16 protein-coding genes and 2 riboswitches are annotated in these 20135 nt (G+C 45.9%); of the genes, 1 reads left to right on the forward strand and 15 read right to left on the reverse strand.

Translation table 11 applies throughout. The annotated features are described in order from the left end of the window. Window position 1 precedes the first annotated feature (1 nt). The 4 genes from QF049_RS20900 to QF049_RS20915 all read right to left on the reverse strand — a co-directional run bounded on the left by QF049_RS20900 (window position 2) and on the right by QF049_RS20915 (window position 3948). Complete coding sequence (locus QF049_RS20900; protein WP_105601498.1) at window positions 2-718, reverse strand: ABC transporter permease; 717 nt, start codon at window positions 716-718, stop codon at window positions 2-4. Further along, window positions 715-1629 carry an ABC transporter ATP-binding protein gene (locus QF049_RS20905; protein ID WP_124117936.1) on the reverse strand — a complete coding sequence of 305 codons (915 nt, stop codon included), beginning with the start codon at window positions 1627-1629 and terminating at the stop codon, window positions 715-717. Before QF049_RS20905 ends, QF049_RS20900 begins: the two co-directional genes overlap by 4 nt. Before the next feature lie 85 nt (window positions 1630-1714). After that, the gene (locus QF049_RS20910; RefSeq protein ID WP_307540285.1) at window positions 1715-3220 is read right to left on the reverse strand and encodes a HAMP domain-containing sensor histidine kinase; all 1506 of its coding nucleotides are present in this window, start codon (window positions 3218-3220) and stop codon (window positions 1715-1717) included. Window positions 3221-3264: 44 nt separating this feature from the next. Further along, a complete protein-coding gene (locus QF049_RS20915; protein ID WP_091038197.1) occupies window positions 3265-3948 on the reverse strand; it encodes a response regulator transcription factor in 684 nt (227 codons plus the stop codon). A gap of 228 nt (window positions 3949-4176) precedes the next feature. Between QF049_RS20915 and QF049_RS20920 the strand changes: the two genes are divergently transcribed. Beyond that, window positions 4177-5937, forward strand: coding sequence for an alpha-glycosidase (locus QF049_RS20920; protein WP_307540287.1), 1761 nt, complete (start codon window positions 4177-4179; stop codon window positions 5935-5937). Between the two features lie 171 nt (window positions 5938-6108). Here the strand turns inward: QF049_RS20920 and sdaAA are convergent, their stop codons facing one another. The 11 genes from sdaAA to QF049_RS20975 all read right to left on the reverse strand — a co-directional run bounded on the left by sdaAA (window position 6109) and on the right by QF049_RS20975 (window position 20015). Next, window positions 6109-7086 (reverse strand): L-serine ammonia-lyase, iron-sulfur-dependent, subunit alpha, encoded by a 978-nt coding sequence (gene sdaAA / locus QF049_RS20925; RefSeq protein WP_307540289.1) that lies wholly within the window; start codon window positions 7084-7086, stop codon window positions 6109-6111. Then, window positions 7076-7765: an L-serine ammonia-lyase, iron-sulfur-dependent subunit beta gene (gene sdaAB, locus QF049_RS20930; protein WP_307540290.1), complete on the reverse strand. Its 690-nt coding sequence runs from the start codon at window positions 7763-7765 to the stop codon at window positions 7076-7078. Before sdaAB ends, sdaAA begins: the two co-directional genes overlap by 11 nt. Before the next feature lie 112 nt (window positions 7766-7877). Then, a riboswitch (glycine riboswitch) is annotated at window positions 7878-8012 on the reverse strand. Window positions 8013-8016: 4 nt separating this feature from the next. Continuing rightward, a riboswitch (glycine riboswitch) is annotated at window positions 8017-8139 on the reverse strand. Between the two features lie 348 nt (window positions 8140-8487). Beyond that, window positions 8488-9504, reverse strand: coding sequence for a phosphotransferase enzyme family protein (locus tag QF049_RS20935; protein ID WP_307540292.1), 1017 nt, complete (start codon window positions 9502-9504; stop codon window positions 8488-8490). 194 nt (window positions 9505-9698) lie between these two features. Continuing rightward, window positions 9699-10454: a phosphate ABC transporter ATP-binding protein PstB gene (gene pstB, locus QF049_RS20940; RefSeq protein WP_101314910.1), complete on the reverse strand. Its 756-nt coding sequence runs from the start codon at window positions 10452-10454 to the stop codon at window positions 9699-9701. Window positions 10455-10466: 12 nt separating this feature from the next. Continuing rightward, window positions 10467-11354, reverse strand: a complete 888-nt coding sequence (gene pstA, locus QF049_RS20945) for a phosphate ABC transporter permease PstA (protein ID WP_091018663.1) — start codon at window positions 11352-11354, stop codon at window positions 10467-10469. A gap of 2 nt (window positions 11355-11356) precedes the next feature. Continuing rightward, window positions 11357-12292: a phosphate ABC transporter permease subunit PstC gene (gene pstC / locus QF049_RS20950; RefSeq protein WP_017690972.1), complete on the reverse strand. Its 936-nt coding sequence runs from the start codon at window positions 12290-12292 to the stop codon at window positions 11357-11359. Window positions 12293-12407: 115 nt separating this feature from the next. After that, the gene (locus QF049_RS20955; protein WP_253429468.1) at window positions 12408-13334 is read right to left on the reverse strand and encodes a phosphate ABC transporter substrate-binding protein; all 927 of its coding nucleotides are present in this window, start codon (window positions 13332-13334) and stop codon (window positions 12408-12410) included. Between the two features lie 378 nt (window positions 13335-13712). After that, window positions 13713-15638 (reverse strand): PTS fructose transporter subunit IIABC, encoded by a 1926-nt coding sequence (locus QF049_RS20960; RefSeq protein ID WP_307540297.1) that lies wholly within the window; start codon window positions 15636-15638, stop codon window positions 13713-13715. A 15-nt stretch (window positions 15639-15653) separates the two neighbouring features. Then, window positions 15654-16532, reverse strand: a complete 879-nt coding sequence (locus QF049_RS20965) for a ketose-bisphosphate aldolase (protein WP_307540299.1) — start codon at window positions 16530-16532, stop codon at window positions 15654-15656. 17 nt (window positions 16533-16549) lie between these two features. Next, the gene (locus QF049_RS20970) at window positions 16550-18415 is read right to left on the reverse strand and encodes a BglG family transcription antiterminator (protein WP_307540301.1); all 1866 of its coding nucleotides are present in this window, start codon (window positions 18413-18415) and stop codon (window positions 16550-16552) included. Window positions 18416-18722: 307 nt separating this feature from the next. Next, window positions 18723-20015, reverse strand: coding sequence for an arsenic transporter (locus QF049_RS20975; protein ID WP_307540303.1), 1293 nt, complete (start codon window positions 20013-20015; stop codon window positions 18723-18725). Between the last annotated feature and the right edge of the window lie 120 nt (window positions 20016-20135).

Here is a 20135-nt window from a genome sequence, read left to right on the forward strand (position 1 = left end):
ATCAGGCCACATCCTTCCGGCTAAAATGCACCATACCCAACAACAGGATCAAGAGCCCCAGACCTGCCCCCATGCCTGCATACAGATATGGATTAGGTCCATTCCAAGCCATCTGTGCCCAAGCAAGTGGAAAATACGGTGAGATACTGAGCGCAAACATGCCTGTTATCGCGAGAACAATTCCCAGAGTGACGGGAAGCGCCTGATTTTTATTGACCATTGTGAGCCATAACTCCAACGACAACACGGGAAGCGCACCAGCTAAAGGCAACAGCCCCAGCTTAATGGCATGCGTCCAAGGGATCTCACTGGCATGGAATCCGAAGATCAGACCCAGACCTATAATGCCTGCGGTTAGCAGCAGGCAGGAGATTACCAGCAACAGACAAGCCAGCAAGAACTTCGCCAAATATACGGCTGGTCTGGGAATCGGCATTGCTAACAACTGTTTCCACGATCCCTGTTCATGCTCGACATTAGCGATCATGGAGCTGAGAATAGTTGCTCCCAGCATCAGAGACAAGGGCACAAAGACAACCACATTGCCGAGCAATCCGCCCCACAGGTTATCTGCATACTGCTCTTTCAGATAGTCCAGCCGTAAGCCAAAATTAAGCGCCTGCATCGCTGTCAATCCAAGAGGGGCCAGAAAGATAAGAAACCAGATCCCTTTCCCCCGAATCTTGAGCCAGTCTGACGATAATGCACGCCCGGTCATATGGAAGCCCCCTCACCAATGACCCGCATGAACAGATCTTCCAGCGACTGACGCTGTTCCTCTACACGATACACATCATGATCCTGCTCAATTAATCGGCGCACAAGCAGTGCCACTGAACTGTTATCCATATAAGGGAACGTTAATGCAGAACCTTGTTGCTGACCAAATTGTCCCTGTTCTCTCGCCAGCTTCATAGCCTCTTCCGGCTCGGAAACCGTTAACCGGATAGAGCTACCCGTCTGACTATGCAGACTTGCGATGGTATCCTGAAGCACCATCTTGCCTTCACGGATAATACCAACACGACTTGCCATCTGTTCGACTTCACTCAGCAAGTGGCTGGAAACCAGAACGGTAATGCCATGTTCCAGAGGCATACGTTTGATCAATTCCCGAATCTCCTGAATACCAGCCGGATCGAGTCCATTCGTTGGTTCGTCCAGAATCAGCAACTCCGGTTCACCCAACAAAGCGCTGGCAATACCCAGACGTTGCTTCATCCCAAGGGAGTATCCCTTCACCGAACGTTTGGCATCCTTGGTCAGATCTACAATGGACAGCACTTCAGCAATTCTTGATTTTGGTACATTGATGATGCGACGCAAAGTTTCCAGATTCTCTACTGCGTTCAGATGTCCGTAATAGGACGGGTATTCGACCAAGGAACCCACACGGCGCAAGATATCCATGCGATCCTTGCGGATATCCTTGTCGAAGATACGGATCACGCCTTTGGTTGGTTTAATCAAGCCGAGAAGCATGCGAATCGTTGTTGTTTTGCCGGCACCGTTGGGACCGAGGAAGCCATAGATATCTCCCTTTTTAATATGCAGATCAAGTTCACGGACCGCTGCACGGTCCCGGTATGTTTTCCATAAATTCGCCGTTTGAATAATATTTTCACTCACTGTATGATCACCTCGGAACTATCGTAACCTTCCAAGGTTAAAGCCAAAGTAGTCTCTAGTTTAAGTTTAGTTTAAAAAAGCTATTTCAGCGGTTTGTTGTTTCCCTGTTTCCCTTACCACTGTAGATATATGTCTGGACACCCGTATCGGAACTGTCTACCCGCTTGCGCAGACCCATCTCACGAATCAACAGGTCTACAATGGATAAGCCTAGACCTGTGCCTTTTGTGTCGGAATTCGGTTGCATTCCCGGACCCCGATCCTGAATAACGATGGCCGTCTCACCCTGAATCTCCTGAGTTGATATACCAATATATTTCCCGCTGGCGGCATGACGGATCACGTTTTGGAACAAATTATCAAGAATACGGCGCATGCCCTGTTCATCCATATGCCAGATCAGCGGTTCCTCTGGCAGGTCAATATCAATATCAAATTGCTCTTTCTCCCAGACCGGGTACCAGGCGGCCGCCGTTTCCCTGACGATCCGCAGTATATCTTTCTCTTCCAGCTTCAGTGTATATTTCCCACTCGTGAGCAAATTGTAGGATAACATGTTGTCAATGAGCCCACCGAGGTCCTCCATCTTTGCTTCCATGCGATGTAATGAACGGTCACCTTGCTCGCTCAGCTCTTCCTTGTGCAAAGCATGCATATGTCCACGAATCACCGTTAGCGGGGTACGCAGATCGTGGGAAAGCCCCGCAATGAGACGTTTGCGCAATTGTTCCTCCTCGCGTTCACGGTGGCGGCTGTCGGATAGTTGATGCACCATCTGATTGAAGGATTCTTCCAGTTGACCAATCTCGTCTGACCGGCGGATATCTACCGGAAGCGGGAGGCCTTCCTTTCCAGTGGTCATCATGGCCGTCTGCAAACGAATAAGTCGTTTGCGAATGCGTGCGAAGAAGAGAATCGACATAATGATGAAGATCAGAAAGATGAGGGTCATTACGATACCAAGATACAAGAGTTCCATCGGCCAGTTACTCTGATTCATTTGCAGAAGTGACCGCGGTACTTCAATGATCATGAATCCCTGTCCTTTGTCCTGCTCAGCTCCGCCAATATATGCAACTACGGTCAGTGGATCGCGAAAGGAAGCTTCTTTCATGAATTGCACCGTGTTGCTCACATTCCATATGGCCGGAATTCGAGTCTCTGCCGTTTGTCCGGTGTCCAGTGACCATCTCAATGTCGTGTCTGTCCTGCCATCCGGGGATTTGGATTTCTGAATGTTTACATCCTCACCACCGATAATGAAGAGGGTCTCACCGCTCGCATTCACACGATACATGGAAGATTTGGGATACGAGCCATGTAATTGCTCCAATCGGGCCTTAACCTCTTCATTGGAAGCACCATCCAGATTCTTTGCTTCCCGCGACCAGAGTTTACTAATCCGGGTAACGTCACCATAAGGTGCTGCTTGATTCGTATTCGTATTATTCACTACGACAATATATATAACGGATATGATCGGAAGCACAACGGGCACAAATAATACAGCCGCCAAGATCAGGATAATGTATCTGGACATCAAGGACCGCCCAAAGCGAAGCTTGCGCCGCCCGGATTGCTTTTGATCCATGCTTCGTTCTCCCTTCATGATCTTCCGTTCCCTGAACCACCGGATCATGGCTTCTTCACACGATATCCCACACCACGGACCGTCTGAATAACTACAGGATTAGCCGGATCAAGCTCCAGCTTTTCGCGCAGATGCCGAATATGTACCATTAAAGTTTTGTCCCCATCCAGATAGGGCTCGTTCCAGACGGCTTCATAGATCTGCTCTTTGGTTCGAATCATGCCCATATGTCTTAGCAGGTAGGCGAAGATGTGGAACTGTTTTCCCGATAAAATAATCTCATCTCCCGTCTCCTCATTGACGATCCGGTTGTCCTTCTCATAGATGGAGAGATGATCCAGCTTCAGGGCAGCATCCGTGGATACCGCTGTTCCTGCCTTACGCAGTTGTACTTCAATCCGGGCAGCCAGTTCATCGGGGTGAAATGGTTTGGTCACATAGTCATCGGCAAAATCGAGACCATGCAACTTGTCGTCAATGGACGTTCTGGCCGAGAGCATGACAATGGGCACGGCGGGATGTTCTTTTTTCAGTCGCTGACCCACCGTAAATCCATCCAACCCGGGCAGCATGACATCCAGAATAATGAGTGAGCAACCGACAGCAGCCTCCGCTGCACCTTCACCACTGCCGAGCCATACCACCTCATAACCGCGCTCCTCCAGATCGGCTCTGACCCAAGTTGCAATTTCCGTATCATCTTCAATATATAACAGTTTGGTTTTCATTCGAATATTCGTTTCCTTTCTGCCCCCATTGGGTTAATGATATATCTGAGCATCATCCTGATAAAAGCTGTCTATAACAGATGGATTCATATCTTGTTGAAACCATATTGAATTCCTTTACGTTACCACACATTCTAATTATAGCTTATCCATTAACGTGGGGAATGTTATATCAATCAAATCTACCAAGTACATATTATACCTACACCTGACGGGAGGAAATTCATTATGCTGCTGGAAGCCATCTATCATCAACCGAAACGAAACTGGGCCTATGCCTATGACCAAGATACAATCCATCTGCGTTTGCGTGCCAAAAAGAATGATCTGACTGAGGTACATGCCCTGACCGGAGACAAATATGCGTGGGATGCAACCAAAGCGCTGGTTCCCTTAACGAAGTTCACCTCTGACTCCATGTTCGATTATTACGAAGGTGAAGTGAAGCCTCCTTACCATCGGCTGAAGTACTCTTTTCTATTAAAAGACGGAGACGAGCAGATCTGGATGACCGAGACGGGCTTCCAGGAAGAAGAGCCGGACGATCCAGGCCGCATGTTCCAATTCCCCTACATACATGCCGGGGCCGTATTCACACCCCCTGAATGGGTGAAAGATGCGGTATTCTATCAGATTTTCCCTGAACGATTCGCGAACGGCAACCCGGATATTAGTCCAGAAAAAGTGGAACCGTGGGGTGGCGAGCCGACACCTTTCAATTTCTTCGGCGGTGACCTTCAGGGCGTAATCGACCATCTGGATTACATCAGCGATCTGGGCATTAATGCGATCTACTTCACACCCATTTTTGAAGCCACCACCAATCACAAATACGATACTGAAGACTACCTGCGGGTAGACCGGCACTTTGGTGACGCAGATACCGTGAAACGACTGGTCGAGCTGTGCCATGCACGTGGAATTCGCGTACTTCTGGATGCTGTGTTCAACCATTCCGGGAAGACGTTTGCGCCGTTTGTGGATGTGCAGAAGAACGGAGAACAATCCAAATACAAGGACTGGTTCCATGTACACGAATACCCGCTGGACGTGAAGGACGGCATTCCTACGTATGAGACCTTCGGATTCGAAGCGCACATGCCAAAGCTCAATACGGAGAATGCCGAGGTTAAGGCCTATCTGCTGGAGGTTGCTGAGTACTGGATCAAGGAAGTGGGTGCGGACGGATGGCGGCTGGATGTGGCAGACGAAGTGGACGATGCATTCTGGCGTGATTTCCGCCGTGTGGTCAAAGCCGCTAATCCGGATGCCTACATTCTGGGCGAAGTATGGAACGAGTCTTCCTCTTGGCTGCAAGGCGACCAGTTCGATGCGTCCATGAACTATCCGTTTACCGATGCCGTGAATGCTTTCTTTGTGAAAAATACAATGCACGCCGAACAGTTCGCAAACTCCATCGGGCGACAGTTGTCCCGTTATCCGCTTCAGGCCAGCGAAGTGGCGTTTAATTTGCTGGACAGTCACGATACCCCACGACTGCTCACGCTGTGTGAAGGAGACCAGCGCAAGATGAAGCTGGCTGCATTATTCCAGTTCAGTTACTTGGGCGCTCCGTGCATCTATTACGGAGACGAGATTGGAATGGACGGCGAGCATGATCCGGGATGCCGGAAATGCATGGAATGGGATGAAGCGAAGCAGGACCGTGAGTTGCTCGACTTTTATCAAAAACTGATCTCCCTGCGTCATGCTCATCCTGCCCTCCGTGCAGAAGGCACTGTTCGTTTCCTGCAGGCTCGTACCGATGGCAGTCAACTGGTATTTGAGCGGCAAAATGAGGAGGAACGCATTCTGGTTCTATTCAATCGATCCGAAGAGACGGCTATTGTCGAGCTGGAGGCTGGTGACGAGGATTGGACCGAGCTATTTGGTGGAAACCATCGTACCGCCAAGGATGACGGCGTGCTTGCCATTGAATTGCCCGCGTATGGATATGCCGTACTGAGTACGTCTGTGAGCAAGGATTAGATCAGATTACACATACATCTGAAGTCACATATTAGTAGCCCAGCTTCGCTTCATTTGACAGTATAAAACAAGCGTCCTGCAGAACCTGGATTCAGGTTCGCAGACGCTTGTTTTGTAACGCTGTTATACATCATAATGTCACTGATGATATCCCGGTAGTCCCAGTTCAGCTTAAACCTTAGGGTCTGTGTCCATTTGAGCACTGTCCGCCCCACTTGTAGTGGTGTCAGAATCCGCTGTCTTCGACTCCATCTCCGGCTCTGCACGCTTGGCCTTCGGTTTTGCCAGCTTCTGCATCATTTTGCGGCCGGTTGGCGTCTGGGCCAACCCGCCCTGGGCTGTCTCCCGGTGACGGCTCGGCATCGCACTGCCTACTTCCAGCATAACGTCGATGACTTCATCTGAAGGAATAGCACTACGCACTCCGGCCAGGGCCATATCAGCCGCAGCTAGCGCCGTAACTGCACCCAGTCCGTTACGGACGATGCATGGAATCTCAACGAGGCCTGCGACCGGATCACAGATAAGGCCCAGTGTATTTTTTAACGCCAAGCCTACGGCATGAACGACCTGTTCCGGTGTACCTCCACGCAGTTCAACCATGGCACCCGCAGCCATGCCGATCGCGGAACCCACTTCCGCCTGACAGCCACCTTCCGCACCGGAGATAAATGAATTGTTGGCAATAACATAACCGATCGCTCCCGCGCAGAACAACCCATTCACCAAATGTTCGTCCGTCCAGCCAAATCGCTCCTGTGAGCTAATAAAAACACCGGGGATGATGCCGCAGGAACCGGCTGTTGGTGTTGCCACAATCCGGCCCATGGAGGCATTTACTTCAGATACACACAGGGCATACGCCATGGCAAGTGCGGAAGCATCTCCCGAGCAAGTTTCACCCTTGCGAATGTACTCTGCCATTCTTTTACCGTCTCCACCCGTTAATCCACTGCGTGAAGTGGTATCTTCCGTTAACCCTTTACGTACCGCTTCCTTCATCACCTGATAATATTCAGACATCTGCTTCACAACATCCGCTTCCGGTGTATTGGTCTCCTGAACCTGCTCCTCGATCATCAGTTGAGCAATCGTTTTGGATTCCGCTGTACAGATCGTATTCAGTTCGTGTAAATGTTTAAATCGCATCCGAATCAACTCCTCTCTTCAAATCGATGACACGAATGTCCAGTACATGATCCAGCTCCTTTAGACGCTTGAGCATATCAGGATTAGGCGCACCATCCATTTCCATCGCGGTAAGCGCTTCGCCATCACGGGCTTTCCGATCCACCTGCATATACCCGATGTTAACCCCGGATGAACTGATCGTGGACGTTACCGAGGCAAGCACCCCTGCTTTGTCCGCATGCCGCAGCACGAGTGTCGGAAACTCACCACTAATCTGAACACGAAAATCATTCATCGCATGCACCGATACACTACCACCACCAATAGAAGCACCAATTAAGGAACAGGTACGCCCTTCATGCCACAACTCAATTTTGACCGTATTCGGATGAGGAGCAGGCAGGCCACTTGTGTAAAACTCAACCTCCATGCCCGCTTCCTCTGCGTATTGCTCTGCATCCGGGATACGCGGATCGTCTGTGACATAATCCAGCAGACCGCCGATCAGTGCCAGATCTGTTCCGTGCCCCTGATACGTATCAGCAAATGAACCGTATAGTGTCAACCGGGCACGTTCGGGCGTACAACCTAGCCACTGACGAGCGATTCTTCCGAGCCTTGCTGCTCCAGCTGTATGTGAACTTGAAGGCCCCGTCATCGACGGACCAATAATTGAGAAAACATCTTTAAATCGCACCTTGTAACCCTCCAATTGTGTTCGTCATTTCCATCCAGATCCCATGCCATAATGTTCCTTTATTACTGAATGATGACATCAAAAAAGGACAGAAGAAGGCCTCAGGCCCTCTCTCTGTCCTCGATACCTGAGAGTTTCACGATCAGCAGTGTCTCACGACAAGGTGCATTGCCTGCGATTACAGACAAGTCACCGGACTAACTGATCATATACCCCTTGGGTGGCGCAATTCGCGCACTCTCCAGAGTTGCGTCCAACGATGGTACATTTACCTGAGAGATTAACCACTGGGCCGGGTGCGCAGCAGCTTGCTCCTTCGGTGCCTGAACACTAGCCATTGCTCGGCTAACCCAGGTCTCTCCCGCTCGTTATCATCCGCTGTATGGAACCATTCTGAGCGTATGTCAGAACAGTAATGGAAATCGTTCATTTCTTCTTCATTAAGATTAATCGACCGGAAGATCAGTGTCAACAAACTTAACGATTTCTTTGGATGTATTTCCTTCATTTTCGATTGAACCGATGAAAACCAGAATATTTTGTCAGCTTTCATCACATTAATACGATAAAAGGATATTTTAAACATATTATTTCATTTTCCTTCAATCAAAGATGTGCTTACTACTATTTATGATATTGTCCACGAAACTGTTCGGGTATTCAGGCAACCATAATATTTGAACCACACTGTTCGTAGCCCTTCCGGATCTGCACACCCTAATTCACAGTTCGTAGAAGATACTCTCGTTCTGTACATAGGGTCTGCAATACTTGCTGCATAACTTCGGCATACGGTCTTTCATCCATTCGTGTCTCGACTCATTCGCCATCTGAAAGGCATAATAACCCAGTGTAAAGATCAACATGAATCCTTCCATTAATCGGATATCACGATCCGTCAGTGGCGCGATCTGTTTGGTATAAGCTGATAAGAATATGTCACGTTCCTCCCGATTGAACATAAGCGCTGCCCCTCCGGCATCGAAAAGATAATAACCATAACCGTGTAGGCAAAAATCAATCATGGACATCCCCTGATCCGTTATCAGCAGATTGTTGCGAGTAATATCCCCATGAATGATCCCCCATGTCCCTGCGTGCTGCGGGTATGTTTCTAGCTGCTCATTAATGTTCTCAAACGTCTCACGAAGCAGATCGAAGTCTTCCGTTGTAAAAATCCCCAGTCGGACGCTTTCCTCTAGCTGCCCTAGCATGACCAAGTTCTCATGAATGTTGCCATATGCCGGCCGCACCTTTGTTTGATCTGTCTGATTCTGCTCACGCCCATATTGATGAAGCATCTGCAGTTGTGCCCCAAGATCATAGATCTGTTCTGTTGTCAGGCGTTCTCCCTGCTGGATGTCCCTTCCCTCAATCCACTCCAGAACTGTACAGCAGATCTCTTTACCTGCTTCACTTGTCCATAACGTGACCCAATCTCCTGATACATTGCGTACCGGATGCTGTACGCGTAATGCTGTCGTTGCATTTAACTCATGAAGCAGGTTCATCTCTGCCTCCAGCGCAGGAGGTGTATGCTGAATGCCTGTCATACTTGCATATGCGGCTTGATGGATACGTAGCAGATACTTCTGCCCGCTTGCTTCATCAACGACATGATACGTCAGATTCTCATTATGACGAATATATGAAACGACAGGTTTCTCAATAGTGTAGTTCTGTATAATCTGAGCTGCCATATGGTCGTAAGACATCTGATCCGTAGTGATTATCAACATCTCCTTCAAAGTAATGTAAACGTTCTCTTAATACTAAATATCGTAGCATGATTGCTTTGCATACAGCAAATTCTTCCAAAATGGAATTTAAAAAGCACAACCCCCGAACAACCGTCCAGGCATTGTGCTTTCTTTTGTCTCTATTATTTCTTAATCTCTCTGTCTACTGCTCTATGTTACACTCCATGATCCAATTAACCAAAACGACCCATAATGTATTCTTGCGTCAGACGATTGTCCGGGTTCGTGAAAATATGCTCCGTATCCCCGTGCTCAATCATGCTTCCCAGATAGAAATAAGCTGTATAATCCGAGATGCGTGCCGCCTGCTGCATGTTATGGGTAACAATAACAATCCGCAGCTCCTTCTTGAGCTCGGTAATCAATTCTTCAACTTTACCCGTGGATACCGGGTCAAGTGCAGATGCAGGCTCATCGAGCAGCAGAATCTGCGGATCAACAGACAGGGCGCGGGCGATACATAAACGCTGCTGTTGTCCACCTGAGAGAGACAGAGCTGACTCATGCAGTCTGTCTTTCACTTCGTCCCAGAGCGCAGCACGGCGCAAGCTTTTTTCCACAATCTCATCCAGTGCCTTCTTACTCTTCGTACCACGGTAGCGGGGGCCAAACGCGATATTATTGTAGATGGACTTGTGAAAAGGATTTGGTTTCTGCCACACCATGCCAATCTTCTGGCGAAGCTTGATTACATCGGTTCCAGGCTCATTCAGATCGTTACCGTCCATCCAGATATGTCCCTCTGTGCGGGAACCGGCGATCTCGTCGTTCATTCGGTTAAGCGACCGGAGGAACGTGGATTTACCGCAGCCAGACGGTCCGATGAGCGCCGTTACGCTCGCTTCGGGAAATGTGAGACTGATCTGCTTGACCGCCTGAAAATGTCCATAATATATGCTTAACTGTTCCGTACCAAAAGGTATGGCCATGTTGGTTCCTCCTTATTTCGAAGCTGTCATGCGGCGGAATACAACCCGACCGATCCAGCGCGCACTTAGATTGAACGCCAGCACGAGAATGACAAGCACAGCTGATGCACCTGCTGCCACCTCTTTGGAATCTGGCCCAATGCCTTCACTGTTCACTTTCCAGATATGGACAGCAAGTGTCTCTGCCGGACGGAACGGATTAAGCGGTGATCTTGGACTCGTCGGATTCCAATCTGTAAAGTCCAGTGGTGGACTACTCATACCTGCGGTGAACATCAACGCTGCCGCCTCACCAAAGATCCGGCCCGATGCCAGAATCGTACCCGTAATCAAACTCGGCAATGCCACAGGCAGCAGAATGGAAGTGATAATCTTCCACTTGGACAGTCCAAGTGCAAGACCCGCTTCCTTCTGTTCCTTCGGAACAGCCCGGAAGGCCTGCTCCGTTGTCCGTACCATCAGTGGCAAGTTAAAGATCGCCAGAGCCAAGGCACCCGAGATCAGGGAGAAACCAAGACCAAATTGATTTACAAGCAATAAGAGACCAAACAAACCGATAACGATGGAAGGGAATGATGACAACACTTCTACGACCAGACGAATGAAGCTGGTGATCTTGCCTGGTTTGGCGTATTCAGCCATGTAAATTCCACCGCCCCATCCGAGTGGGATGGTCACAATCAATGTCAGGACAAGCAAGAATACGGAGTTAAAGAGCTGTGGACCAATCCCGCCGCCACCCTTAAGCAACTGGGGTGCACTCGTCAGGAAGTTCCAGCTAATATGTCCAATTCCTCTATACATGATGAAGCCAAGCAGACCGAGCAATATAATAACAATGAACAGGGCCAATACAACGATAACGGATGTTGCAATTTTATCTACCGTCTTTGCCTTCATTTTCATACCCGGTTCCTCCTTTCAAGCAGGCGAACCAGAATGACGAAGACAAATGTCATCACCAACAGGACAAGCGCCATACTCCACAGTGCATTGTTATGAACAGACCCCATCGTGGTGTTACCCATGCTGAGTGTAATTACACTTGTTAATGTTGAAGCCGATTCGAGCAAGGATGTTGGAACATGCGGTGCATTACCGATAACCATCTGCACAGCAAGGGCCTCACCAAAAGCACGAGCCATACCCAAAACGACACCTGTCAACAAAGCTGGCAAAGTCGTAGGAATGATGACACGGTAGATGGTTTGCCATCGAGTGGCACCCAGTGCGTACGAGGATTCACGCAATCCTTTTGGCAAAGCAGACAACGCATCTGCCATAATACTTGTTACCGTAGGAAGAATCATTACCGCCAGAACAAGACATCCGGCTGCAATCCCGACGCCTGTTCCACCAAAGATACTGCGCAGCAAAGGTACGATGACACTCAGACCGATAAATCCGTACACAACAGACGGAATTCCAGATAAGAGCTCAATGGCCGGTTGCAATATCTTTTTCCCTTTACCCGGTACAATCTCTGTCATGAAGAGTGCTGCACACAGGCCAAGTGGACTAGCGATCAATGCTGCAAGCAAGGTTGTAATGAAAGAACCTGTAATGAACGGTAATGCCCCGTAGAACGCAGGTTCTCCGGTTGGATTCCACGTCTTTCCACCAAGGAATTCGCTTATGCTTATTCCGTTTTGGAAAAATGTGGACAGTCCCTTGGACGCTACAAAATAAACAATGGAAAACATGACAACGATCAGGAAAACGACACAAATCGACGTATAGATCCGTCCCGTCCACTCTTCCCAATAATGTTTCTCTTTTAAGGGCCGGCGCGGTTTCAACTTGTTATTCATTACCGTTCCCCCTTCGGTCTGTTCCATAACAACCATCCTTCTATAGTAGAATTAATGCAAAATATGGGATTATTTCAGAGCAAACCGCGTAAAGAGGCGGGACCTAAGTCCGCCTCTTTCGCTGTATGCGCAAGTTCAAAGATTATTGAACCACATTACCTGCTGCATCGCGTTTTACTTTCATACCTGACATTGGAATGTATCCAAGTTCTGTCACGTCGTTTTGTTGAATTTCGTCACTCAGGATGTAGTCCAGGAAAGCTTTTGTTGCTGCATCCGGCTCACCTTTTGTGTACATGTGCTCGTAAGCCCACACTGGATACGTTCCTGCTTCCACGTTCTCAACTGTTGCTTCTACACCTTCGTACTTCAATACTTGCAAGCTATCATCCAAGTAAGACAGGGCGAGGTAACCAATAGCACCTGGCGTTTCAGCTACCAATTTTTTTACGTTACCAGAAGAATCTTCTTGAATCGAACCTTGGATATCATCCATTTTTGCACCCAATGCATACTTCTCGAAAGTTGCACGAGTACCGGAACTACTTGGACGGTTTACAATAACAATTGCTTTATCCGCGCCACCAACGTCTTTCCAGTTCTTCACTTTACCGGAGAAAATGTCAACCAGTTGTTGCTTAGTCAAATCTTCTACACCTGCATCTTTGTTGCTAACTGGAGCCATAGCTACTACGGCTACTTGATGGTCAACCAGTTCTTTTACTTTGGCTTCGTCCTCCAGCTTCTCTTCTGCAAATACATCAGAGTTACCGATTGTAGCTTGTCCGTCAGATACTTGCGTCAAGCCAGTACCACTACCGCCACCTTGAACTTGAACCGTTACGTTCTTATATTCATCAACTGCCATAAATTTCTGTCCAGCTTGTTCTACCAGAGGTAACAATGCTGTTGATCCGACTGCCAGAATGTTACCGCTAAGCTCAGCAGCAGCTTCCCCTGATCCATTGCTTGCAGCACCCTCTGTACCCGCGTCATTTTTCGATCCGCATGCAGCGAGCACCAGTACGAACGTTAAGGTCATCAAAATAAACGGCAACTTTTTAAACATGTTTTGTTTTCCTCCCCCAATGTAGTGATGGCGTTTTGTGAATTTGTTTGTTCACCATCAACTCTTTACTCATTGTAGTTTCGGTATGTCATCTTAAAATCAGTGTTTTGTAAACGCAATGTTAAAAATATCGGCTGTATATTGAAATTTATCTGAGAGAAATTGCGTTGAAGTGATCGCTTCGGGAACGGACGTTGTTTCAATCGCTGGTTGGATCTCAGGCATTTCAATCTCTGCCTGGAAGAAAGCAAAAAAGGCCAGCCCTATAAAAGGCTGGCCTTGTGTAAATACTTAATGTAGATATTAAATCAATCGGTTATATAGAACAAACAAAAAACTGCCTCACAGCCAGTGCATGGCACCAACTGGTTAGAGAATTTATGCAGATTTCATAGTTGTTAAGGCTTTTTTATCTGACGGGTCGCTTGAATTACTTTTTGGTTGATATACAGGTTTCTTTAACAATCCAATCATACAAGCTGTAATGATGGAACCAACTAAAATACAGACAATATACAGTAATGGATTACTTGCCGCAATGGGAATAACAAAGATTCCACCGTGAGGAGCTTGTAACGAAATACCTAGAGCCATGCACATTCCTCCACCAATCGCTGCACCTACAATATTGGATGGAATAACTCGCAAAGGATCATTTGCGGCAAACGGAATCGCGGCTTCTGTAATAAATGAAGCACCCATAATATAAGCGGCTTTGCCTGCATTGCGTTCTTCGATTGAAAATTTATTCTTGAATAATGTTGTAGCTAATGCAATACCCAGTGGCGGAACCATACCTCCAACCATCAGAGCAGCAGAAGGTTCAAAGATCTGATTGGCGAACATCGCCAGTCCAAATGCAGATGCTGTTTTGTTAATCGGCCCTCCCATATCAGATGCCATCATTCCTGCCAGAAGTGCTCCTAATAAAATAGCATTAGAACCTGTTAAACCATTTAGCCAACCTTGTAACGACTCATTGATCCAAGCCATCGGACTGTTGATGACAAAATACATAATCAAGGCGGTTATAAATGAACCTACTAATGGCAAGATCAGCACAGGTGACAGGCTTTGCAGTGAGTCAGGAATGCCTTTGACTAATTTTTTCAGAGCTATGATCGTATAACCGGCGATAAATCCAGCCAGCATACCTCCCAAAAATCCTGAACCTCCGATAGTTGCCAGCATCCCACCAATCATACCAGGTGCCAATCCTGGACGGTCAGCAATACTATACGCAATATACCCTGCTAATACAGGAACCATCAATGCAAAAGCAGCACTACCCCCTGCTGTACTTAAAAAAGCGGCGAAAGCATTATAGTCCGGGCTATTTGGGTCAGCCGCATGAATACCAAACATAAACGAAAGCGCAATCAATATACCACCTGCGACTACAAAAGGAATCATAAAGGATACACCATTCATAATATGGCTGTATATTTTAGGCTGCTTTAAGCGTGTTTTTTCTTTTGCTTCTTTCAGATTACTGTTGCCTTGATTCAAAACGACACCTTTTCCAGCAATCGCATCTTCAATTAACTCTTGTGCATGATGAACTCCATTTTTGACAGAGGTTTTGATCACTGGACGATCGCCAAAAACATCCATATCGACTTTGACATCTGCCGCCACAATAATACCATCAGCTTCAGCAATATCTTCAGGAGTCAATGGATTTCCAACACCTGTTGATCCATTGGTTTGCACTTTAATGTGTACACCGAGTTCCTTGGCCGCATTTTTCAATGCTTCCGCTGCCATAAACGTATGGGCGATTCCTGTAGGACAGCCTGTAACTCCAACCACTTTTTTGCCAGCATACTTTTTAGGACTTTGAAGCGCCTGCGCATCTTGCTCTTCTGCCTGTTCAAATAAACGGACAATCTCTTCTTGATCTCGAGCAAGGATAAGTTTCGCTCTAAATAGTTCATCCATCAAAAAGGTCGAAATTTTGGATAATGTTTGCAAATGCTCTGATGAAGAGCTTTGATCGACTGCAATCATAAAAAATAAATTACATGATTCGGTACTATATTCAATACCGCTTAATGATCTGCCCATAATAATGGCAGGGGACTGTACTCCAGTAGACTTCGCATGTGGAATGGCTATTCCGAATCCCACTTCTGTAGGAACCTGTTCTTCACGTGCCCAGATATCTTTTTTAAATTGCTCAATATCGCTTAAATAGCCGTTATCGTTTAACTTTTGCGACAATTCATCTATTAATTCGGCTTTGGTCGTAGCGGTGACATCTAATATGATATTTTCTGGTTTTAAGACATTAGAAATCTTCATTATGGATCTCTCCTCTTAAATTTCTCCCAGTTTATAAAGGGATGCTTTACCTGTAGAACCGAACAGATCCATTTTTTTCTTCACCAGTTCTGTTGCCGCTTTGGTCGCCTCAGGCATCAGTTGATCCGGTTCATATGCATTCGGATTCGCATCGAGTGTCGCTCTTAATTGGTTGTAGAATGCTCGCTTCATATCGGTTGATAAATTGATCTTCGCTATCCCATGCTTCACTGCTTCTCTAATCTCTTCATCAGGATTATCTGACCCACCATGCAGCACTAACGGAATTTTTACTTTTTCATGAATTTGTTTCAAACGATCGATTTTGATCGAATGATCTTTGGATTGAGGATAAATACCATGTGAAGTACCTACAGCGACAGCAAGTGTATCGATACCTGTTTGTTCTACAAAAATCGCCGCTTCTTCTGGATTCGTATACAAAATCTCGTCAGCCCCACCTTCCGAGCTGCCTTCATTACTCCCAATCGTACCTAGTTCACCTTCTACAGATACATCGACCAGATGAGCCAGTTTAACCGCTTCCTTGGTTGCCGCAATATTTTCCTCAAAAGGTAAATGAGATGCATCCATCATGACTGATGTATACCCATTGCGAATCGAACGCGTAATATCTTTGATCGTCGCTCCATGATCCAGATGAATAACAAACGGCACTTTGGACTTGGATGCCGCTTCTCGCACATAAGCTATAAACCCATCAGTGACTAGATCAATTTCATTCGGGTGAATCTGCATAATTGCAGGCGAATTCTGCTCCTCTGCGGCTGTAATGACCACTTTGACGAACTCACTATTGGCTACATTAAATGATCCGACTGCAAATTTATTTTCATACGCTACTTTAAGTAAATCTTTCATATTAATTAACATTTGAATTCCTCCTAGATTTATTTGGAAGACCAGACTTCCAAAAATTCATCGTAATTGGTGATATGGAGTAGTTTTTCTGTCATATTGGTCTGTTTAAACACATCGTAAATTTCTTCGAAAAATTTGGTGTTATTCACCTTCTGATTTTTCGGCGGAATAAACAGAAAAATGATCTGTGCCATCTGATCACCCCATAGCATTTTCTGCTTATTGATCGCTACCAGTACACGTAGTTTTTTGTTATCTCCACAATCAAATGGATGGGGCATCGCGACCAAATTTCCAATATTGGTACTCGACATTTTTTCTCTTTCCACAATACTGGTATATAAATGCTGAATATCGCCTAGTTCTGTAAGTTTTTTTAACAAATCAATTGGATTGTCTTCATTTAGGAAAAAAACATCATCTGGTGATAAATAATATTTGAGTAGTCCACGATTTAACTGAATCGAAATATTCTTCATATCATCATTTGTAATCATTTCACTTACCAGAATGATATTTTGTACATTTAACTGCTGTTGTTCCGCAATCTCGCTCGTTGTGATAATCGTTTCAATTCCTTCGGGAAGAAGATGTATTTCATGATTAGCTAATAGACTAACGATTCTAATATTCGGAAAATAGAGATTAATCTTACGCTCCAATAGCTTGCCGACTAATAAATTTTTGCCATAAATAATTGCAATACGTTTTCTGTTATCTTGAGAGTTCTCAATAATGCCCATAATGTGTAACGTCAAGTAACCGATTTCATTTTCGGGTATTTTGATATTTAAGCAAAATTGCAATTCTTTTGCCAACACAACTGCGACATTATAAGCATTGGTATATTCTGATTTTATTTGAGCAATAAAAGGATTTTCGACAGGGAAATAATACTTTAATGGGTATAATGATTTGGTAATATGAGCTAATAATCGATCAAGTAACTCTTGGTTTTTGTAGCTGATGAATCCATATTGCTCTCCAACTTTTTGGATTACTGATTTGATTTTTTGTTCCATTTCATTCATGTGTTCATGCCCGATTTCTTCATTTTTTTTAGGTAAGATCTGCAATGCGATCAGCAGGTAACCTAAATACTGATACTCATATTCATCAAAAGGGATATCCATTTCTTGAGCCAGACGGATCAGAATAGATTGGGCTATTTTTAATTCTTCAAAGCTTGTATGATCCAACCTCATATCCTGTTCAGTTATTTTTTGTGCAAGACTTACTCGTTTAAGACTGATCAAAACATTCACACAGATCGAGAATAATTCTTGAAAACTTAGCAATAAATTATACTTGGCAACCTCTTCTTCAATACAAGCGTAGATAAAATGAATAGAAGATTCGTTGAACCAATCGCCAAAATAGTATTGCAGTGCTTCGTCTATCGGCATGTGTTTGAGACAATCGGTAGTGACTAGTTTTTTGAGCAAAATCCGTTTCTCAACTTCGCTTCCTTTAAGCCGGATACCTTGGAAAATAATCGCTTCAATTTCGATGTTCTGCTTTTCTGCTTGAATCGTTTGCACTAATTTTTGCACGTCTTTACGGATCGTTTGAGTCGAAAAATAAAGCGTTCTAGCCAGATCCTCATACGTAATAAAATCAGTCTGCGATAACAATGCTTTGATAATATGAAATGCTCTTTCTTCGTCATCATCTTCATTTTTATACAGGCTGGATAAATCCCCGACTAACTTGTATCCTTTGCGAGTATTGCCAATAATCATTGCTTTATCTAAATAATTTTCATTCATTTCTTTGATGTCATTGCGAATCGTTCTAGTCGTTACATCAAATAGATTAGCTAATTCGCTTCCACTCACAAAATCATGCTCAGATTGTTTTAAATGCTCTAATAGCTTAATGTAACGTTTTCTCATTTGGCTTTCCTCCTTACACACATACTAATGCAAGCGCTTTATATCCACCAAGCCTATACTCTTTCCTAATAGTTAGGAAGTGATCGTGTATTCGTTTATGATACCCACTTTTTTTAAATTCTAAGTTAGTATTCTATTTAAGAATCGTTTGGGAAGGAAATTAGAACACAAAAAAACCAACCTTCTAAAAAGGTTGGTTTTTGAGTATAGTACCACTACATCCATGACAATAAGCGAGATCCTTACAACACTACCTACACTAGGCCCTTAACGGTTTGTTCTGGTTCCAAATGTAATTACGATTGTACTAACCTATAATCCATAGCCATAGCGCCAATCCGACCAACGTGATCAACAGTGTCGGGATCGTTAGGATAATACCTGCCTTAAAATAATACCCCCATGTAATCTTCACACCTTTGCGGGATAACACGTGCAGCCACAGCAATGTGGCAAGTGATCCAATCGGGGTCATTTTGGGACCCAGGTCGGAACCAATGACATTGGCATAGATCAATGCTTCCTGAATAATACCTTCCGTATGTGCGCCCTGAATGGCTAGCAGGTTAATCAACACGGTCGGCAGATTGTTCATCACGGATGATAATACAGCAGCGATGATGCCCATCCCGAGCGAAGCAGCCAGCAGACCATGCTCTGCTATGGCATCCAGCCAGCGACTCAGATGATCCGTTAACCCTGCATTACGCAGTCCATATACGACGATGTACATGCCCACCGAGAACACCACAATCGACCATGGCGCTTCCTTAATCACCCGTTTCAGATCAACAGCCTCGCTCTTGCGTGCCAATAAAGCGAACAGCAGCGCAACGGAGCCAACGATAACCGACACGGGAATCGGCAGAAACTCACTGGAGGCATAGGCAACCAATAACAGCCCAAGCATGAACCAGGCGATTCGGAACATCCGTGGATCACGTATCGCTTCCTTCGGGTCACGTGCCGCGGAGATGTCGTAGCGAAGGGGTATGCTTTTGCGATAGAACAAAAACAACATCCCCGTACTCGCTACGATTGAGAACAGATTGGGCACGACCATGCGTACAGCATACTCCACAAATGTAATACCAAAGAAATCGGCTGACACAATGTTAACCAGATTGCTGACGACTAACGGTAACGACGTGGTATCGGCGATAAATCCACTCGCCATCACAAAAGCCAACACCATGCGCTCATCAAACTTCAATGCACGCACCATCGCCAGCACAATTGGCGTCAGAATGAGCGCTGCACCATCATTTGCGAACAAGGCTGACACTGCGGCCCCCAGTAAAATGGAGTAGATAAACAGTCTGCGACCGTCCCCTCCAGCGAGCCTTGCCATATGAAGGGCAGCCCATTCGAAGAAACCTGTCTCGTCGAGAATGAGAGAAATCATAATAATGCCGACAAAGGCCAGCGTTGCATTCCATACAATGGATGCCACATCCGAGGCATCGTTTAAGCTGACAACTCCACACAGCAGGGCAAGTAATGCCCCACCCGAGGCAGTCCAACCGATACCCAACCCACGAGGTTGCCAGATCACCAAGGTGATCGTCACTGCAAAAATCAATATTGCTACGTATACCATAGAGCCTCCTGCTGTACCCTGTATCCATATATTATTTCGTTAATTCGATCTTGTTTTGTAAGATTACACCGCTATACGCGCAGAATAACCAGACGATATATTTATACAGGGCTACAGGAT

The sequence above is a fragment of the Paenibacillus sp. W4I10 genome, assembly GCF_030816325.1.
GTDB classification, from domain to species: Bacteria; Bacillota; Bacilli; order Paenibacillales; family Paenibacillaceae; genus Paenibacillus; species Paenibacillus amylolyticus_B.

What these genes read in the sequence shown, in the direction of transcription:
- QF049_RS20900 (WP_105601498.1), bottom strand. Translation starts at nt 718, where the DNA reads ATGACCGGGCGTGCATTATCGTCAGACTGGCTCAAGATTCGGGGGAAA.
- QF049_RS20910 (WP_307540285.1), bottom strand. Translation starts at nt 3,220, where the DNA reads ATGGATCAAAAGCAATCCGGGCGGCGCAAGCTTCGCTTTGGGCGGTCC.
- QF049_RS20915 (WP_091038197.1), bottom strand. Translation starts at nt 3,948, where the DNA reads ATGAAAACCAAACTGTTATATATTGAAGATGATACGGAAATTGCAACT.
- QF049_RS20920 (WP_307540287.1), top strand. Translation starts at nt 4,177, where the DNA reads ATGCTGCTGGAAGCCATCTATCATCAACCGAAACGAAACTGGGCCTAT.
- sdaAA (WP_307540289.1), bottom strand. Translation starts at nt 7,086, where the DNA reads ATGCGATTTAAACATTTACACGAACTGAATACGATCTGTACAGCGGAA.
- QF049_RS20935 (WP_307540292.1), bottom strand. Translation starts at nt 9,504, where the DNA reads ATGTTGATAATCACTACGGATCAGATGTCTTACGACCATATGGCAGCT.
- pstB (WP_101314910.1), bottom strand. Translation starts at nt 10,454, where the DNA reads ATGGCCATACCTTTTGGTACGGAACAGTTAAGCATATATTATGGACAT.
- pstA (WP_091018663.1), bottom strand. Translation starts at nt 11,354, where the DNA reads ATGAAGGCAAAGACGGTAGATAAAATTGCAACATCCGTTATCGTTGTA.
- pstC (WP_017690972.1), bottom strand. Translation starts at nt 12,292, where the DNA reads ATGGAACAGACCGAAGGGGGAACGGTAATGAATAACAAGTTGAAACCG.
- QF049_RS20955 (WP_253429468.1), bottom strand. Translation starts at nt 13,334, where the DNA reads ATGTTTAAAAAGTTGCCGTTTATTTTGATGACCTTAACGTTCGTACTG.
- QF049_RS20960 (WP_307540297.1), bottom strand. Translation starts at nt 15,638, where the DNA reads ATGAAGATTTCTAATGTCTTAAAACCAGAAAATATCATATTAGATGTC.
- QF049_RS20965 (WP_307540299.1), bottom strand. Translation starts at nt 16,532, where the DNA reads ATGTTAATTAATATGAAAGATTTACTTAAAGTAGCGTATGAAAATAAA.
- QF049_RS20970 (WP_307540301.1), bottom strand. Translation starts at nt 18,415, where the DNA reads ATGAGAAAACGTTACATTAAGCTATTAGAGCATTTAAAACAATCTGAG.
- QF049_RS20975 (WP_307540303.1), bottom strand. Translation starts at nt 20,015, where the DNA reads ATGGTATACGTAGCAATATTGATTTTTGCAGTGACGATCACCTTGGTG.